Source organism: Fredinandcohnia onubensis, from assembly GCF_002734215.1.
Taxonomy (GTDB): Bacteria; Bacillota; Bacilli; order Bacillales; family Bacillaceae_L; genus Ferdinandcohnia; species Ferdinandcohnia onubensis.
Genome location: NZ_NSEB01000006.1, coordinates 193,858 through 211,304 on the forward strand (window position 1 = coordinate 193,858; position 17,447 = coordinate 211,304).

Annotated in this window: 18 protein-coding genes; all 18 read right to left on the reverse strand. The window is 36.7% G+C overall.

The genetic code is table 11. From position 1 onward, the window contains the following. Positions 1-272 precede the first annotated feature (272 nt). The gene (gene minD, locus CKK03_RS07845; RefSeq protein WP_099362055.1) at positions 273-1,073 is read right to left on the reverse strand and encodes a septum site-determining protein MinD; all 801 of its coding nucleotides are present in this window, start codon (positions 1,071-1,073) and stop codon (positions 273-275) included. A 2-nt stretch (positions 1,074-1,075) separates the two neighbouring features. After that, positions 1,076-1,768, reverse strand: a complete 693-nt coding sequence (gene minC / locus CKK03_RS07850) for a septum site-determining protein MinC (RefSeq protein WP_099362278.1) — start codon at positions 1,766-1,768, stop codon at positions 1,076-1,078. An 83-nt stretch (positions 1,769-1,851) separates the two neighbouring features. Continuing rightward, positions 1,852-2,361, reverse strand: a complete 510-nt coding sequence (mreD, locus tag CKK03_RS07855) for a rod shape-determining protein MreD (RefSeq protein ID WP_180271196.1) — start codon at positions 2,359-2,361, stop codon at positions 1,852-1,854. Next, a complete protein-coding gene (gene mreC, locus CKK03_RS07860; protein ID WP_099362057.1) occupies positions 2,358-3,221 on the reverse strand; it encodes a rod shape-determining protein MreC in 864 nt (287 codons plus the stop codon). Before mreC ends, mreD begins: the two co-directional genes overlap by 4 nt. Positions 3,222-3,296: 75 nt before the next feature. Beyond that, positions 3,297-4,319 carry a rod shape-determining protein gene (locus CKK03_RS07865; protein ID WP_099352118.1) on the reverse strand — a complete coding sequence of 341 codons (1,023 nt, stop codon included), beginning with the start codon at positions 4,317-4,319 and terminating at the stop codon, positions 3,297-3,299. Between the two features lie 106 nt (positions 4,320-4,425). Beyond that, positions 4,426-5,097: a RadC family protein gene (radC, locus tag CKK03_RS07870; protein WP_180271204.1), complete on the reverse strand. Its 672-nt coding sequence runs from the start codon at positions 5,095-5,097 to the stop codon at positions 4,426-4,428. Positions 5,098-5,246: 149 nt separating this feature from the next. Continuing rightward, positions 5,247-5,813, reverse strand: a complete 567-nt coding sequence (locus CKK03_RS07875) for a Maf family protein (protein WP_099362059.1) — start codon at positions 5,811-5,813, stop codon at positions 5,247-5,249. Between the two features lie 216 nt (positions 5,814-6,029). Continuing rightward, positions 6,030-7,112 (reverse strand): hypothetical protein, encoded by a 1,083-nt coding sequence (locus CKK03_RS07880; protein ID WP_142354008.1) that lies wholly within the window; start codon positions 7,110-7,112, stop codon positions 6,030-6,032. Between the two features lie 180 nt (positions 7,113-7,292). Next, complete coding sequence (locus tag CKK03_RS07885) at positions 7,293-8,111, reverse strand: PRC-barrel domain-containing protein (RefSeq protein WP_099362061.1); 819 nt, start codon at positions 8,109-8,111, stop codon at positions 7,293-7,295. Between the two features lie 74 nt (positions 8,112-8,185). Further along, a complete protein-coding gene (locus tag CKK03_RS07890; RefSeq protein ID WP_142354009.1) occupies positions 8,186-9,553 on the reverse strand; it encodes a hypothetical protein in 1,368 nt (455 codons plus the stop codon). A 182-nt stretch (positions 9,554-9,735) separates the two neighbouring features. Continuing rightward, entirely contained in the window at positions 9,736-10,521 is a 786-nt protein-coding gene (locus tag CKK03_RS07895; RefSeq protein WP_099362063.1) for a hypothetical protein, read from the reverse strand. A 2-nt stretch (positions 10,522-10,523) separates the two neighbouring features. Further along, positions 10,524-11,189: a PilN domain-containing protein gene (locus CKK03_RS07900; RefSeq protein ID WP_099362064.1), complete on the reverse strand. Its 666-nt coding sequence runs from the start codon at positions 11,187-11,189 to the stop codon at positions 10,524-10,526. A gap of 2 nt (positions 11,190-11,191) precedes the next feature. Then, on the reverse strand, positions 11,192-12,163 hold the full coding sequence (pilM, locus tag CKK03_RS07905; RefSeq protein ID WP_099362065.1) for a type IV pilus biogenesis protein PilM: 972 nt from the start codon (positions 12,161-12,163) through the stop codon (positions 11,192-11,194). Positions 12,164-12,180: 17 nt separating this feature from the next. Next, entirely contained in the window at positions 12,181-12,939 is a 759-nt protein-coding gene (locus CKK03_RS07910) for a prepilin peptidase (RefSeq protein ID WP_099362066.1), read from the reverse strand. Positions 12,940-12,997: 58 nt separating this feature from the next. Continuing rightward, positions 12,998-13,390 (reverse strand): type II secretion system protein, encoded by a 393-nt coding sequence (locus CKK03_RS07915; protein WP_099362067.1) that lies wholly within the window; start codon positions 13,388-13,390, stop codon positions 12,998-13,000. A gap of 141 nt (positions 13,391-13,531) precedes the next feature. Further along, entirely contained in the window at positions 13,532-14,737 is a 1,206-nt protein-coding gene (locus tag CKK03_RS07920) for a type II secretion system F family protein (RefSeq protein WP_099362068.1), read from the reverse strand. Next, positions 14,730-15,776 carry a type IV pilus twitching motility protein PilT gene (locus tag CKK03_RS07925; RefSeq protein WP_099362069.1) on the reverse strand — a complete coding sequence of 349 codons (1,047 nt, stop codon included), beginning with the start codon at positions 15,774-15,776 and terminating at the stop codon, positions 14,730-14,732. The genes CKK03_RS07920 and CKK03_RS07925 overlap by 8 nt, the downstream gene beginning before the upstream one ends. 11 nt (positions 15,777-15,787) lie before the next feature. Then, a complete protein-coding gene (locus CKK03_RS07930; RefSeq protein WP_099362070.1) occupies positions 15,788-17,443 on the reverse strand; it encodes a GspE/PulE family protein in 1,656 nt (551 codons plus the stop codon). Between the last annotated feature and the right edge of the window lie 4 nt (positions 17,444-17,447).

Consider the following 17,447-nt stretch of genomic DNA (forward strand, 5'->3'; position numbering starts at 1 on the left):
TAGGTAGAACGTCTTACTTGTAAGGAATTTCCAAACCGTTCTCTAAAAATGATTATATTCTCCTTCTTATTTTTTTGGAATTGTTCAGGTTGAATGAAAGTTGGTAATTTATTCCTCTGTATCTCACTATTACGATAGGTACAGTCTCCTAATTCAGATTCTTAAGGATGACGGGGAAGGACTAAATTCTCATATCTTTAGTAAAATTTATAGTGGCTCACTTTAAGAAGGCTTTTACAATAATAAAAAACCACCTCATTTTGTAAGGTGGTTTAACGTACTCCAAAGAATTTCTTAATCTTTGAGAACATCCCTTTAGGGTCGTTTTCAAGTGATTGAAGTGGAATCGACTCCCCTAAAATTCTTCGCGCTATATTTCGATAAGCAATTCCTGTTTTACTGCTTGAATTTAAGGCAATTGGCTCACCACTGTTTGACGCTTTAATGACTTCATCATCATCTGAGACAATTCCGATTAAGTCGATTGAGAGATGTGTCACAATTTCATCAATATCAAGCATCTCACCTGATTTCATCATATGATTCCGTATCCGGTTTACGATGAGACGTGGCGGCTCGACATCCTCTTTTTCAAGTAATCCAATTATGCGGTCGGCGTCTCGAACGGCAGAAGTTTCTGGTGTTGTTACAACAATCGCTTTGTCCGCCCCAGCAATTGCATTTTGAAAGCCTTGTTCAATTCCGGCAGGACAGTCGATGATTATATAATCAAAATCCTGTTTTAACTCCTCTACCAAATTTTTCATTTGGCTAGGTTCTACTGCAGTTTTATCACTTGTTTGGGCAGCTGGCAGTAAATATAGATGGTCTTCGAATCTTTTATCCTTAACTAAGGCTTGTTTAAGCTTACAACGGCCCTGAATAACGTCAACTAAATCATAAATGATGCGATTTTCAAGACCCATAACAACATCTAGATTACGCAGGCCAATATCTGTATCTATTAAACATACTCGTTTCCCCAGCACAGCCAAGGAAGTGCCTACGTTAGCAGACGTGGTCGTCTTTCCGACTCCACCTTTTCCTGATGTTATAACTATAGCCTCTCCCACAGCTAGATTCCCCCTTCTAACCTTGTTAAATTAGGTCTTAAATGAGTTAACTGTTGCAATCTATCTACTACAATTGTCTCATTATCGTCCACATAGGCACATTCCATTAGATTGTTTTCTGTTTGAACAGCGTCTGGTGCTCTATTCATGATGTCACCAATCCGAAGCTGCGTAGGTTTCATAACTGCTGCAGTGATGATCGCATCTCGTCTCCCATTGAAACCGGCATGTGCAATTCCACGTAAAGTGCCTAAAATAAAAATATTTCCTCCAGCGATCACAGTAGCTCCAGGGTTCACGTCACCAACTAGCATAAGATCTCCTTCGACCTTTAGAACTTGTCCAGAACGAATCACCTTAGCGACTGAAACGATTTCATGTTTCTTTCTCATCTCTTCTGCTTCTTGTTTTGTAACAACGTTACTATCAATTAAATCTACGACCAAATGTTTTTTATTTCGAATAATCGACCTGATTTCTTCTTCTTGATCTTGTGATAAAAAACGATTACCAATCTTTACTTTAACAGGAACAAACGGAACATCATCATTCCGCTTCTGATTCAAGGAAAGCTTAATCTCTAAGTCTTCGATTAGCTCTTTAAATGAACAAGAATCATCGAGATGCAACGTTAGTCCGTCTTTTGTCCCTTTTATTGTAACATACTGTTGTTTTTGTCCTTTCACGACGTTCACCTCAACGATAATATACTTCAACAAGAGACTCCATTTTTCCTGTTAATTATCAAATTTTTTTAAGAGATTCTATCAAATTCTACTTATTCTTCAATATGCAGCTTTCCTAGTAATTTCTTAAAGGGAAATGCAAACACTAGTATAAATATACTATTTAGTAGTAACGTCGGTAAAATTCGGATTTGAAGGAATCGTTCTATTGAAATAGTAGTAGAACCGATTACCAAATTTACACCATACACACAAAATTCCAAAACAAAGATTCCAATGAGACTTAGAAAAGAGATGACAAAGATATTTGTTTGTAAAATTCGACTTGCCCAGGAAATAAGATAGACCACAAGTGTGAATAAAAACAAATAAACTCCTAAAACTTCCGTGTAAACAATATCATAAAGTAAACCAAAGATAGCCCCATATAAAAGCCCAATTGGTTTATTAAAATAAACTGTAATAAAAGCAATCAATAAAAATAAAAAACGAGGTACAAAGACATTCTCTTTGTGAAAAATATCTGCTGGCACTAAATCAACAAAGCTGCTTTCCAGTAGAAAAACAAAGAACAAAATAAGGGGAAGAACGAAACGCTTCACGATTCTTCCTCCTCTTCTTCCGGTACAATCATCGTTCTCTCGACAATGATTACATGATCGATTTCATAAAAATCAGCAGCTGGTCTGATATAAGCTGTTTTTGTTAATCCATAATCGTCAGGTACAATATCCATAACCTCACCAATATACAGTTCACTTGGGAAAATTCCACCTAGCCCGGAAGTAAGTACTTTTTGATCTTTTTCAATCTTAGAATCTGGCGTATTGATTTTAAATAGTAGAGCTTCTTTTTCTTCGTCATACCCCTCAATTAACCCCATAATCTTTGATTCCCCTTGAATGTAAGCAGAGATTCGATTAATTCGATTAGGAGAACTCAAAAGCTGGATGGTAGAAGTAAATGTGTTAGCATGCTTTACCTTTCCAATTAATCCTTTTGAGGTAATCACCGCCATGTCAACTTCCACGCCATGCCGAGTCCCACGATTAACTGTAATGATTTCATGCCATTGGTCAGGGTTACGTCCTATAACAGTGGCCTGTATTTTATTAAAATGATCAAGAGATTCCGTTTTTTCCAGGACGTCGCGTAATTTTCCATTTTCTTTTTCTAACTCCTGTACTTTTGCTTCTAATTGACCATAGGAATCAAGCTTTTCCTTTAAGAGTTTATTCTCTTCATATGTATTTTCTATATGATTTATATTATCAAAAAATCCCGCAATCGCTTGTGAGGGCTGATGAAAAACACTTTGAACCCAACCAACTGAGTCTTTTATAAATTGCTCCGGCCATGATAATTTGTTACGCTCTTGTAAGGAAAATCCAATCAATGCCACTAGAACGATGATACAAACAAGTAAGATGATTAGTCGCTTATTGAGAAAAAATTGTGGCATGTGTTACACCCTCTAACTTTAACTTGATTTCAACACATATAGTGGGGAAGTTAAATTCCCCACTATATGTGTCCCCTATCGTAAATCCTTTGATTTCCCTTTAAATAAATGGATATGGTCGAGCGCTTTCCCTGTTCCGATTGCGACACAATCTAATGGGTTTTCGGCGATTAGAACAGGCATACTTGTCTCTTCACTAATAACCTTATCCAAATTGCGTAAAAGAGCTCCCCCACCAGCTAGCACAATTCCACGGTCCATAATATCTGCTGCTAATTCAGGTGGCGTCTTTTCAAGCGTATTTTTCACAGCATCGACTATCGCATACACTGTATCATGAAGTGCACCCGAAATTTCTTCTGCTGTAATTTCAATTGTTTTTGGTAAACCAGTTAATAAGTCTCTTCCGCGGATTTCCATGTTTTCTACACCTTCTGGAGCACCCGCTGATCCAATCTCAACCTTGATTGCTTCCGCCGTCCGATCTCCAATCATAAGGTTGTAGGTCTTTCGGATATATTGAATAATGGCATCATCCATTTCATCACCTGCAATACGGATGGACTGACTTGTAACGATACCACCTAAAGAAATAATCGCTACTTCTGTTGTACCGCCACCAATATCAACGATCATACTACCAGTTGGCTCCCATACAGGAAGGTTAGCGCCAATTGCCGCTGCGAATGGCTCCTCGATTGGATAAGCATCTCTTGCACCAGCCTGACGAGTTGCGTCGATTACCGCGCGTTGTTCAACTGCTGTAATTCCGGATGGCACACAAACCATAATATATGGCTTTCTAGAAAAAAAGTTCTTTGTTTTAACCGCTTGGTTTATGTAATACTTCATCATTGTCGCGGTTGTTTCGTAGTCAGCGATGACACCGTCCTTCATCGGACGAAGCGCAACAACATTCCCAGGTGTACGCCCAATCATGTTTTTAGCATCATTTCCGACTGCCACAATCTGCTTTGTATCTGTTTGCATGGCAACGACCGATGGCTCTCTCACTGCGATTCCTTTACCTTTAATGAAAACAAGTGTATTAGCCGTCCCTAAATCTATACCAAGGTCTCTTGTACCTATTCCAAACATATATGTATCTTCCTTTCTGATACGCGAATAAAGAGTAGTAATTTATTGTTAATCATGCGAAAAACTCATAACCAATATTATATCGTACAAAATTAAAAATTAATAGTCACACATAACCTTTTTCTTTCAGACTGACATATTTATGTTCACCGATGATTAAATGGTCCAATAGCTCTATGCCAATTATCCTACCACATTCAACAAGCCGCTTCGTTACCTCAATATCCTCTCGGCTTGGAGCAGGGTCACCAGACGGATGATTATGAATGCAAATAATCGAAGCCGCTGACCTGCGAAAGGCCTCCTTATACACCTCACGAGGATGAACAATCGAGGCATTTAAACTTCCGATAAAAATCGTTTGGCGATGTATCACCTGATTTTTCGTATTTAAGTACAGACAAACAAAATGTTCCTGCGTTAAAAAGCGCATGTCCTCCATCACATATTTTGCGCCATCTTCTGGAGACCTAATGACATAGCGATCTTCATATTGTAATTTGCCAATTCTTCGACCTAGTTCAATTGCCGCCATAATTTGTACGGCTTTTGCTTGCCCGATCCCTTTAATTGAGGTGATTTCTTCAACAGATGCGTCCTGTAATAACCGTAGTCCTTCGAAATGATGTAATAAGCGGTTTGAAAGTTGGATAACGGATTCTTCCTTCGAACCTGTACGTAATAGAATGGCTAAAAGCTCATGGTTTGAAAGACTGTCGGGTCCATCAGAAACCAAACGTTCTCGAGGCCTTTCCGCTTGAGGGTAATCCCGAATCATAAGTGCAGATGTTTTCAAATAGGTTCCTCCTACCTTTACAAATAGATACTCGGACCCCACCCTCTTTATTAAACTGCAGACTACATGTGTAATTAACGTACCATGAAAAGCAACGAATAAGAGTTTTCTTTACGCAAACTTTACAAATTTTAGCAGCGAAATCCTAGATCTCTTAATTCACGAAGGGTTCTTGATACAGGCAATCCTACTACAGTAAAATAGTCCCCTTTAATATGTTTTACGAGTGCAGATCCAAGTCCTTGAATTCCATATGAACCTGCTTTATCCTTTGGTTCGCCTGAAGCAACATATGTTTGTATTTCCTCATCCGTTAGGTCCCAAAACGTTACTTCTGTTCTTTCGAAGAACGTTTTTTGTGTGTCCTTAAAAAGGATCGCAACTCCTGTTACTACTTCATGAGTTTGATTTGAAAGTGTTTTTAAAACATTAATTGATTCCTGTTCGTTTTTAGGTTTACCTAAAAATTGGTTTTGAAACACAACAGCTGTATCTGCTGCAAGTATATAGGAATCAGGAAATTGCTCTAGGACCGCCTTTGCTTTTTTTAAGGCAATAGTCATTGCTTTTTCTTCAGGAGTGAGTGTTTCGTCAATGGATTCATCAATATTACTGACGGAAACATCGAAGGAAAGTTTCACATTTCTAAGAAGTTCTTTTCGTCGTGGAGAACCAGAGGCTAAAACGAGGTGTTGCATGATTTATTCACCCTTTATCTTTATATTTCAGAATGGAAGATACCTGTTTATCGTAACAAACAATCCCTGACTCTACAATTATGAAAAATTGAATTTTGTCGATATTTTATCGTTTGTAAAAAATTATCTATTTATGTAAACCCATAGAAATTCAATCCATAAAGAAGGAAAGGAGTTCATTCTCCTTTCCCAGTCCATTGTAAAATTTAATTTTGACTAACTTAGCTCAGAAATCCAAACGGTGTAGGCTTGGTATGCATTTAATAATGATTGCTGAGATTGCCATAATGATTTCTCATCGCCATCATTTTTAAAGGATTGTAGCTGAGTAAAGGAAGACTCGATAAACGCATTAAATTCTTTAAGCTGTGCATGTAAGTTGTCTTTTTTGATTTCCTTTACTGCCGTTATTTGTTTTGATAGATTCTCTAATTGTCCGTTATCAATCGCACCTGTACCGAAGGCTTGAGAAGATAGAGTTAATAATTCCTTATATACTGGTAGACTTACCTTGATTGCCTCTGAGTCCATTTTTCCTGCATTTGAATAAGACCCACCCGGCACCTCAAATGTTTTCGTAAAAAACTCTGGGAATGCTTCTTCGTATTTGGCCTTAATACCCCCAACTGAGCCCTGTTCAGAGCCGATACCCGCTATAACGTAAAAAGCACCATCCATTTCAACAGTAGTTGCAGCAAAACCTTTACCTTTAATATCACTCACTGTTGTATTTGCAGATTCAGCCGTTGAAAACTTACCACCTTGAACGATCCCAGTTGATAGAGTCTCTAAATCAATTGCAACCTGACTACTTGCAGGAGGGTCTTCTTGTTTCCCAGTTGGAGCAGGATTGCCGTTAGTAACTTGTGTTGGATTGTCATTTTCTGCTGGCCCAGCATTCACATCTTCTACGACTTTTAAAATCATAAATCCAAATCCTGTGCCAAGAACAATGGCTAAAGCAATTGAAATAACAAATTGTTTTAAGGAAAATACTTGTATTCCTTTACTCTTTTTCGGTAAATAACGAATTTTACTAGGACCATTGTTTTGACGTAAATCTTCAATCGGAATCACAGGAATCTCTTTTTCTTTTGTCTTTTGATTTCTCAAGTTTTCATCTGGTAGAACCCAGCTAAAATTATCCTCTTCTTCCTCTTGTGCAGCTGCAACCTCCTCATTTTCAACAATAATAAGAGGTTTTTCCTTTTCGACAAATTCTGTTTTCTCTTTCTTTTCCTTCTGAACCTTTGGCTCCTTGCCATTAATTTTAATCGAAATCCGATTCTGCTTGTCCATTTTTTCACCACCCATTTAAGGAAACGCCTACTTTTTTTTCAATGCTACCATACCTATAAAAAAAAAGAACAAGACATTTGTCGTCTTGTTACTAGAGGTTTTCGTCAAATTGTTACAATTGATAACAATTGGTGGGTTTAATAAGTCCTTATAAAGTAAAAAACCCACTAAATCGTGGGTTTATTGTTCAACGTTCATTGATAATTCTACAAAAACACTAGGACCTAGGTCTTGAGCCTTTATAATATCATCTACTGATAAATGAGTTCCAGCTGGTATTAAGACATTTCCTTCATTGTCCAAAATGTCTTTTTTGACTACTTTACCATATAGAAGATCAACCTGTTTTAGGCGCAGTGCTTTTGCTTCAGCTTCTTCATGCTGGTCAATTGATGCATTAATTTCATCAAATGGACTTTGTTCTTCTGTTGATGATGCTGGTAAAATCTTTTCAATTAATTCTTCAGTTGATTCATCTTGTGTCGATTCCTGTATTGGGTTTTCTAAATACTCTACTGAATCAAGGAACTTGGAAGACGCGTCTTCCTCTACAATGATAATGTCTTTTCCATATGTAAGAACAGAATCTGATGCGAGGGCCACTTCACTTCCAGAAACATTTAATAATGTACCTAATAGATTTCCTGTCTCATCATCAACATAATATTCAAGGACTTCCCCTAATAACTGTCCTTTTCTTGTCATGACTTTTGTATTCGTAATTTTAATTTTCTTATTTACAAGTGAATTCGCGATTGGTATCTCATTCAAATCGATAACAGATCCTTCACTTTCAATAGTAACGGCGTACTCACCAATTCCGACTACCCTTTTAAATGGAATAGCTTTCACACTTACTTGCCAATCTTCATGTTCGATAGTAAGAAAGTCCACTGAACCTTTTTCAGGGTTTATCACTAAGGATTTTACTTTTCCTATTTCGATTCCATCTATAATACTAATAATTGGTAGCCCAACAATTTCAACACTCTTCTTCATACTATTCACCACACCTAGTTATTTTTTCATGCGTCTTTTTTCATTCATTTTACCATGTTCTTCGCTATTTTTCGTCATATTTTGCAATATTCATCTACAATAAAGTTAATTTCTTGTAAAATCACAGGATATTTCTCAAATCTGACTCTATTTTGTGATAGTAAAGATGATAGTTCTTCAATTTGTCCTGTATGTATATAATGTTCTATTAATAAGCTAACAAAAGTATAATAATCATGATCAGAAAGTTGAGGATGGAGATGGTCCAGAATAATCTTTTCATAATGAGAATTTGAGATTTTATTACGCGAAAGTTTAATTTGAGAGATCATGGTAGCAAAGAGCTGCTGTCTTAGAGCTTGATTATTGTCTTGATTTTCTTGGGTATCGTCCTCTACTTCTGCAGCTTCCACAATTTCAGTACTAGGATCATCTTCCTTTACTTCATCGTCTTGCTCATTTTCTACTGTTATTATTTCGTTTTCTTCTAGTTCTTGGGCTTCATCAATCTGATTCTGTGATGCTTCCACTTGTTCTTCCTGTATGGAATTCTCGTTTTTAACGGGAATTGTCAGAATGACATCTTCTTCGATTGAATCTACCTCAATTTCTTCAAGCTTATTTTCGGCTGGTTCAATAAGTGGGATTTCCTCTATACTACTTTCTTCATTCGGTTGTTCATCAATATTTACTGGTAAACTATCAATTTGAATTTCTTCAAGGGTTGAAGGTGCAGTAATTAGAAGGTCATCGTCCTCTTCATCTATATCGATTGGTTCTATTTCTATCGTTTCTTCAGATGCTTCAATCATTTCATCCGTTTTTTGTACTTCATAATTATGATTTAGTTCCAATTCGATTTCTTTCAGTAACTCATCAAAATCAAGATTAGCGTTCATCTCGTTCTTGTGTATCTCATCTTGAACTGCTTCATTTTCAACATGTATATTTTCAACTACAAAATCATCATTTTTTTGATTGTCAATTGGTTCAATTTCTTCTACAAGTTCCTCATCCACTGCTTGTGTTAGAGGAGAGACTATTTTTTGCTCACCAGGGAGCGCCTTGTCTTTTTCAGGGCTTGCCTGACTTCGTATTTCTTCTTCAATATCATCTTCAATTTCGAACTTAATTACTTTATCTTCGAATTCTGCACTATTTTCGTCATAAATAAATAATTGATTCCCATATCTTTTTCCAATTAAATAGGAAGCTCCTATTGCTAGCAGTATTAACACTAAGCCAGTTTGCCATACACTCAATACTGTCTTCAAAGCGATGCCAATACTAAATACGATAAATGCACAAAAAAGAATTAGTAATTTTCCCTTCTTAGTAAAACCAATAGGTAAAAAATAAATAATAGGTAGTATGATTAAAAGAGAAATAATTGCAATTACAAGAGATTCCAAGCTGCTATCACATCTTTCTATAAAGATCATCAAAGTTCCTTATAACAGTTGCAAAAAATCTTTTTAGGAAAAATTTTTTCCTACATAGCCAATTTTTGCACTTTGTTATTTTATACTAATGTTTTGATTTTATAAACATTTATTATGCCGCGATAACAGCTAATAAAAAACGAGACATTTTTGCTTTGCCTCGTCCTTTACTAGGTTATCAGCTACTCATTTTCTTCACTTTTCTTTTCTAAACCTGTTGCTAAAGGATTATCCTTATTGCTAGGAGGGGGAACCGTAAGTTTTGGTGCCTCTTCAGCAAGTTCAGTATATTTAGGCATATAAAAAGTTGAAATGGTCACATCATACACGAGTGGTTGTGCAATTTGATCCACAGATGTCAGCTCCGGAGTACCTGAAAAGCTTAATGATTCCACCCTTGTTATTCTCGTTTGGTGTTCGATTACAGATAAGAACTTCTCCAAATCAGGATAAGTGGGGGACTGGACTTGTAAGGTTACGGTTATCTGGTTTAGGCCATCAATTAGTTGAGGGTCAACATCCTCCACTTCGACAGTATGTTCGGCTTCATCTGATCCATTATCAGCTGAAACTTGATCCTTTTCTTCTGGATTCATTTCAACCTGATCCTCTACAGGTTGAGTTTCATCTAGTAATAAAAATTCACTTTCACTATAGGACATGCTAATAACTCGACTCTCAGATAAGGTTTCTGCACGTTCTAGATCCAAGACGATTTGCTCAACTAAAGGAACTACGGGAATTCTTTTTTGAATTTCAGTAGAACTTATAATTGGCGTATCATTTGTACGTTTGTCCGAGATTACCTCCAATAGTCTTTCTTCTGTTTTTACGCTATTCTCTAATTGAGCTATTTTCAACTTCACCGGTTTTACTAGTAGGAAATAGGTTAAGTAAATAACACCCACTAAAATGACAATTGCCATAACCAAGTAGATAATTTGTTTACGCGAAAAATGGAGAGTCATACCTAATTTCCCTCCTGTAATGAACGGATGGTACTCTTCTCAAAAATAATTTCATACTGAGCAAAATACCTTGGCAGAATGTCACTATTTTCGTCTGTTTCAACTGCATGAGATGGAGCATTCTCAGCCTCATTACCATTATTGTTCAGTTGATCATTATTATTGGCCTTATCCCCATTCTCTTCTGTAATTGGGGTAGTAGAAACAGTTAATAGTCGTGCTGAATCAATAAATGGAGACTCAGTAAGTAAAGCCAAATAATGAGCATTTTCTGTGTTCGTATCAAACTGAACTTCTAAAGAAACAATTCCATCCTCTGTATATGAAAATTTTTGAACAAAACCTCGTTCAGGCAATAACTTAGTTAAATGATTTATAATCGGTACGGTCTCTACAAAATAGCCATCTGCCCAATCCACAGTTCTTTCTAAATTGATTACATTATTCGAATGATCAGCGGATGCATATTTTTGTTCCTCTGCTGCTCGTTTTTCTTGGAGTGTTACAATTTGGTTCTCAAGATTTTCTTCAAGAGAAGTTGCTTTTTTATATTGCAAAAAGATAAACAAAAATCCAATGATTGCAACACACAATATAATAAGAAGGAATAGTAATTTCGCTCGATTTTTAAACTCTTTTCTTGGTAGTAAATTAATATTCACAAGCATAATTACACCTCTTTTAGTGCCAATCCTAATGGTAGAAAATATTGACTAGGCAGTTTCTCAAATGTATCAATTGTACATACTGGAATTTCATATCGCTCTATAAGCGTTGAAGTGATGTCTCGAAGATTTGGATGATCCCCACTAACGAGAACATTTGTAATTCTTTCTTTCCCCTGTGACATGTTAAAACTATAAAAGTTCATTACATGCTCAATCTCTTTATTTATTTCATCTATAAGAACTTCTAACTTACTACGATGACTGTTCCATCTAATGTCTGCTAAGGTTTTGGAAGAGTTTTGTTGGATATCCCAATCATCAATAGATGTCTCCAAAGTAATATGCCTCATAAACAAAGGAATGTCGCGATGAAAAATACTTAAATTGGCAGATTGAAGATCAAATTGCAGCAACAATGAGTGTTCTTCTGCGTTTGTTTTCTTACAAAGGTGAAACAGTCGATACATACAGAGCGGTGAAATATCGGCCGCAATGGGCTTTAACGAAATATCTTCTAATAAGGAAGAGTATTCGATAGCAACATCCTCAGGTGCTGCGAAAATTAAAACCTCTTTTTTCTTTTCATCTGCAGAAAGGATTTTATAATCTAGAACAGGGTCTTCAAAAGGTAAATGAATGGTTGCACCGAGTTCTAGATAAATATATCCTAAAATCTCATCATCCTTCACTTCATTTGGAATCGAAATCTTTCGAATGACTACAAATGAGTCTGGAATAATAAATTGGACTTGATTATTTTTAATACCCCAATCTGTCACACATTCTTCTAGAATTAAATGAAGTGTGTCACGTTCAATGATTCTGCCTTCTTGAATCAAGCCAGGGGGTAAATATTTTTCACGAAATTTTTGTACTGTGATAGGGTTAGAGCGTTTCACACCCACATAACGAATGACATGATCTTTTATAATGATATTTGCAATTTTACTTGGTGAAAAAAGTGTAAAAGCCATTATGTATCCCCTTACTATCAAAATCCTATTAGGTCAATATACTTAGCTATTAGGTTGTGCCCCCAAAAATATGCTATAAGTGTACCGATGACAATAGCTGGACCAAACGGCATGGGTTTTCCTTTTCTTACTTTGCCAACTACAATCCCAATTAATCCGAGAATCGTACCAATAAGAGTAGCGAGGAAAAAGGAAAGAAGGACAAGTTTCCAACCTAATGCCAATCCGATGACTGCATAAAGTTTAACATCGCCTCCACCCATCCCACCTTTGCTAATGACAGCAATAAGATAGAGTAACAGAAAACCAACAATACTTCCTGCGATCATATCCCACCATGGATCAAGTGGCACAAAGATACGTTCAATGATGAATAATGGGGCAAAAAAGAGTAAGACCTTATCTGGAATGATCATGTATGTGATGTCTGAGACGAAAACTATGACTAATAAGGATATTAAAGTCCAAGCAATGATCAATTCTTTTGACCATCCCACCACCAATGGTGAAATCGTGAAAAGAATTGCTGTAGCGAGTTCAATTGAAGCATATATAGGTGATATGTGGGTTTTACAATTCCGGCACTTGCCCCTTTGAACTATGTATGAAAAAACCGGGATTAATTCTATCGCTGAAAGCTGGTGCTTACAAGTTGGACATGCAGAACGTGGTCTAACAATTGATTGGCCAGCCGGGATACGCAGGCCGACTACGTTGAAGAAGGAGCCAAGAATTAGTGAAAGTATAAAAAAATATACATAATAAAAATAATTCATTTTTCAACTTTTCCCTTACTAAAGTAATTTTTGAGCCCTCTTTAAAGAGGGCTTTTATTTAATCTAACTCAGCTATTAACTCAGATTCCAATATTTCACCCGTTGTAGCATCTTTTCCTAATACTTTATTTGCATCAGTGTGTCCTACTATCGAATACACCCCATTAGTAAATTTTACACTTGTGAATGTTCCTGCCTTCTCAACATAGTCAGTTAGGTTCGCGGAAGTAATAGTAGCTGTACCACTTGAAATACCTTCACTTGCAACATATAATTTAGCCCCTTCTATTATTTGTTGAGCATCTGCCAAGGCAGCATTATCCCTACTGTTGTTGATCACATTCCCAATCGCTGGTACCGCGATCGCAGCAATGATTCCTAAAATTACAATTACAGCTAGTAATTCAATTAACGTTAATCCTTTTTGATTTTTTAAATGTTTCTTAAACATGATTCCCTCTCCTTTTTACGAACTAGTCCATTTATACTATTTATTATAATAGCAAATGCTGTTGAAAACACTAGAAATTTGTTTAAAATAACATAGTTTTAATCATTCTTTCACAAATGCGTGTCTTTTCACACAATAAGATCATTGAATTTGATTAAATATGTCGAACATCGGTACTAAAATCGCAGTGACTATAGTCCCGACTATTCCACTCAAAAATACAATCATTAATGGTTCAATTAATGATTTTAATTGATCTGTTGTATTCTCCACTTCATCCTCATAAAAATCTGCTACTTTCCCTAGCATCTCATCTAACGAACCTGTACTTTCGCCAATTGCAATCATATGGATGATAAGGGGTGGGAACGCCCAGTGCTTTTTCATCGGCTCTGTCATCGATTTACCTTGTTCCAACGCTTTTCTTGACTGCTTTACAACGTCCGCTATTACTTCATTCTCAACAATCGTTTCAACAACAACTAACGCCTGTAAAATAGGTACTGAACTATTCAGCATGGAACTTAGTGTTCTCGTTAAGCGGGCAAGAACAGCCTTCTGAATTAGCTTCCCAAATATCGGCATTCTTATTTTGGCATAATCTAAGTAATATCTTGTTTCTTGTCTTTGCTTAAGAAGAGTAAAAATTAAATATATAAAAATTCCTAAAAGTAATACAAGCCACCAAAACTTTTGCATAAACACACTTGCGTTTAACACAAATTTTGTAATAGCAGGCAGTTCAGCTCCAAAGTCAGCGAACATGTCAACAAAGGTCGGTACAACAGAAACTAATAAAAAGATGACAACTGCTAATGCAACAATTCCAATTACGATTGGATAAGCCATCGCTGACTTTACCTTTTGTATCGTTTTATTTTGTTTCTCATAATACACAGCAAGGTTTTCAAGCGTTTCATCCAAACTTCCGCCAACCTCACCGACACGTACCATATTTGTGAATAAGTTTGTAAAAATTCGCTTATGCTTTGCAGTAGCAGTTGATAAGGAAATCCCTTCTCTAAGGTCCAGCTCTACTTCTAAGAGAGCATTCTTAAGTGGTTTACTATCCGTTTGGTGTGCCAAAATATTCATTGAATCCACAATGGTTACCCCGGCTTTAATAAGGGTTGAAAACTGTCTTAAAAAAATGACAAAATCCCGTAGTTTTACAGGATTGCCAATGGCTATATCTTTCGTTAAAAAGGGTTCAGGTACTTCATTAATGCTAATGACCCTAATTCCTTTATCACGAAGAGATGAGACTGCATCGTTCTTAGAAGTTCCTGAAATTGTGCCGGACTTTTTTCCGAATTTATCTCTTCCCTCATATTTAAATCTAGGCATTTGTATTTAACTCCTGTATAAACGGTTGAGCAATTTCCCTAGAAATAACCCCGGCACGGATTAAGTCTAAAATATTGCTTTCCAACGTATGCATACCTTCTGCACGGCTTGTTTGCATCACATTTTTAATCTGGTGATTTTTATCGTTCCGTATTAAATTTGCAACTGCTGAATTATTAAGCAAGATTTCTGTAGCTGCTTTCCTTCCTTTTCTATCAATGGTTGGGAATAATCTTTGTGAGATTACACTTACTAGAACGTTTGCAAGCTGAATCTTGATTTGAGGTTGCTGTGAATAAGGAAACATATCAATAATCCGGTCTATTGTTGAAGGTGCACTTACAGTATGTAAGGTTCCTAACACAAGGTGGCCAGTTTCCGCAGCTGTAATAGCCGTTTGTGTTGTTTCTAAATCTCGCATTTCACCTACAAGAATAACATCAGGGTCTTGTCTTAGTGCTGCACGAAGACCATTTGCAAAATTATGAGTGTCACTTCCAACCTCGCGTTGCTCAATAATACTCATTCCGTGTTTATGCAAGTATTCTATCGGATCTTCTAACGTAACTACATGCTTACTCATTGTTTGGTTAATATACTGAATCATTGCAGCAAGTGTTGTTGACTTCCCGCTCCCTGTCGGACCTGTTACTAGTATCAAACCTTGAGGTTTCTGACAAATCTTTTTAAGTACCTGTGGCAATGCGAGATCTTCAATCGTCGGAATCGACGTGGGAATCACACGAAATGCAATTGCAGGACAGCTTCTTTGCATATAAATGTTAACGCGAAAACGTGAAACTCCAGCTATTCCATAGGAAAAGTCAAGCTCACCTTTCGCTTTGAATTGGTCCCACATTTCCTCAGGGACGATTGCTTTGGATATTTCCTCTATTACAGGCTGTTTTAAGATTTCTTTTCCGTATCTCTTTAATTCACCGTTAATACGAAAAATTGGAGGTACACCAGCAGTAATATGAATATCCGAAGCCTTATGTTCATTTGCTGAATGTAAAATTCGATTTATTTCTTCTCTCATTTAGTTCCCACCTATTCAGCAGTTGTCACTCTTAATATTTCTTCAGTTGTTGTTAGTCCTTGTTGAACTTTTAATAATCCATCATCAATTAGAAAGATGGTTTCATTTTTAATAGCTAATTCGCGAAGTGTCGTGTAGGATTCCCGATTCATAATCGCCCTTTTCATATCATCATTAATTACTAATAATTCATGAATAGCAACTCTGCCTTTGTAACCCGTCATATTACACGTCCCACAGCCTTTTCCTCTGTTCACCTTATCAACTGAAATGCCACGTTTTGCGAAGATTTCGAGCTCACGTACGGTAGGTTCCTGCAGTTGGCCACAATCGCGGCATACACGACGAACCAAGCGCTGGGCCACTACACCTGATAGTGAAGAAGCAACAAGAAATGGTTCAACCCCCATATCGATAAGACGAGTTATTGTTCCTAGAGAATCGTTTGTATGAAGGGTACTTAAAACTAAGTGACCCGTTAAAGATGCTCTAACTGCTACATCTGCTGTTTCTCGATCACGTATTTCCCCTACCATGATGATATTAGGATCTTGTCTTAAAATCGCTCTTAGCCCTTTTGCAAACGTCATTCCGACATTTGAATTTACTTGAATTTGATTAATACCTTCGAGTTGATATTCAACAGGGTCTTCAATGGTAATAATATTTACCTGTTCTGAATTAAGATGGTTTAAAGCAGCATAAAGGGTTGAAGACTTACCTGACCCCGTTGGGCCTGTGATCAATACAATCCCCGTAGGTTTTTTAATTAAGTTCTTAAATTTATTGAAGTTAACTCGATTAAATCCTAATTGTGAAAGATTATTTAGTGAGTTTCCTAAATCTAAGACCCTCATTACGATTTTTTCACCATAAACGGTTGGCAAGGTAGAAACACGTAAATCAATATGGTGTGCTTCAAGATTAACTTTTATACGACCATCCTGTGGGATTCGACTTTCTGTAATGTCGAGGTTTGCCATAATTTTGATTCTTGCGGTTAAGACTCCTTGCATGCTTTTAGGTAAAGCTCGTTCTGTACGAAGCACTCCATCCACTCGGTAACGAAGCAAAACCTTCGTTTCATGTGGGTCTACATGGATATCACTTGCACGCTGTTGGACCGCATTTTGCAAGATCTGGTTCACTAATTTAACAACGGGAGAATCTTCATTTGTAATTTTCTCTTCTTGGATTTCCGTTTGTGCTTCATTAAAAAGCTCCTTTACTCCTTCATCCAGATCATAGAACTTATTAATTGCACGTAAGATTTCATCCTTTGAAGCGATGACGGGTTCAATATGAAATCCGGTCAATAGACGTAAATCATCAATTGCGTAGAAGTCCATTGGGTCCGCCATGGCTACAAATAGCTTGTCCCCATCTTTCCGAAGAGCAATTAAATAATGCCTTCTCGCCATTTCTTTTGGAATCAAGTTTGTTAATGACGTATCTATTGGATATCGGAATAAACTAACATGTGGTATTCCCAATTGAAATTCTAGTACTTCAATTAATTGTTGCTCGGTTATGAACCCTTTTTGAAGAAGAATATCCCCAAGTTTTTGAGACTCTGTTTTGTCCTCAAGCGCTTGTTTTAATTGATTCTCTGTTATCAGACCTGACTCAACTAGTAAGTCACCTAATCGCTTACGATGTTTTCGCATGGAA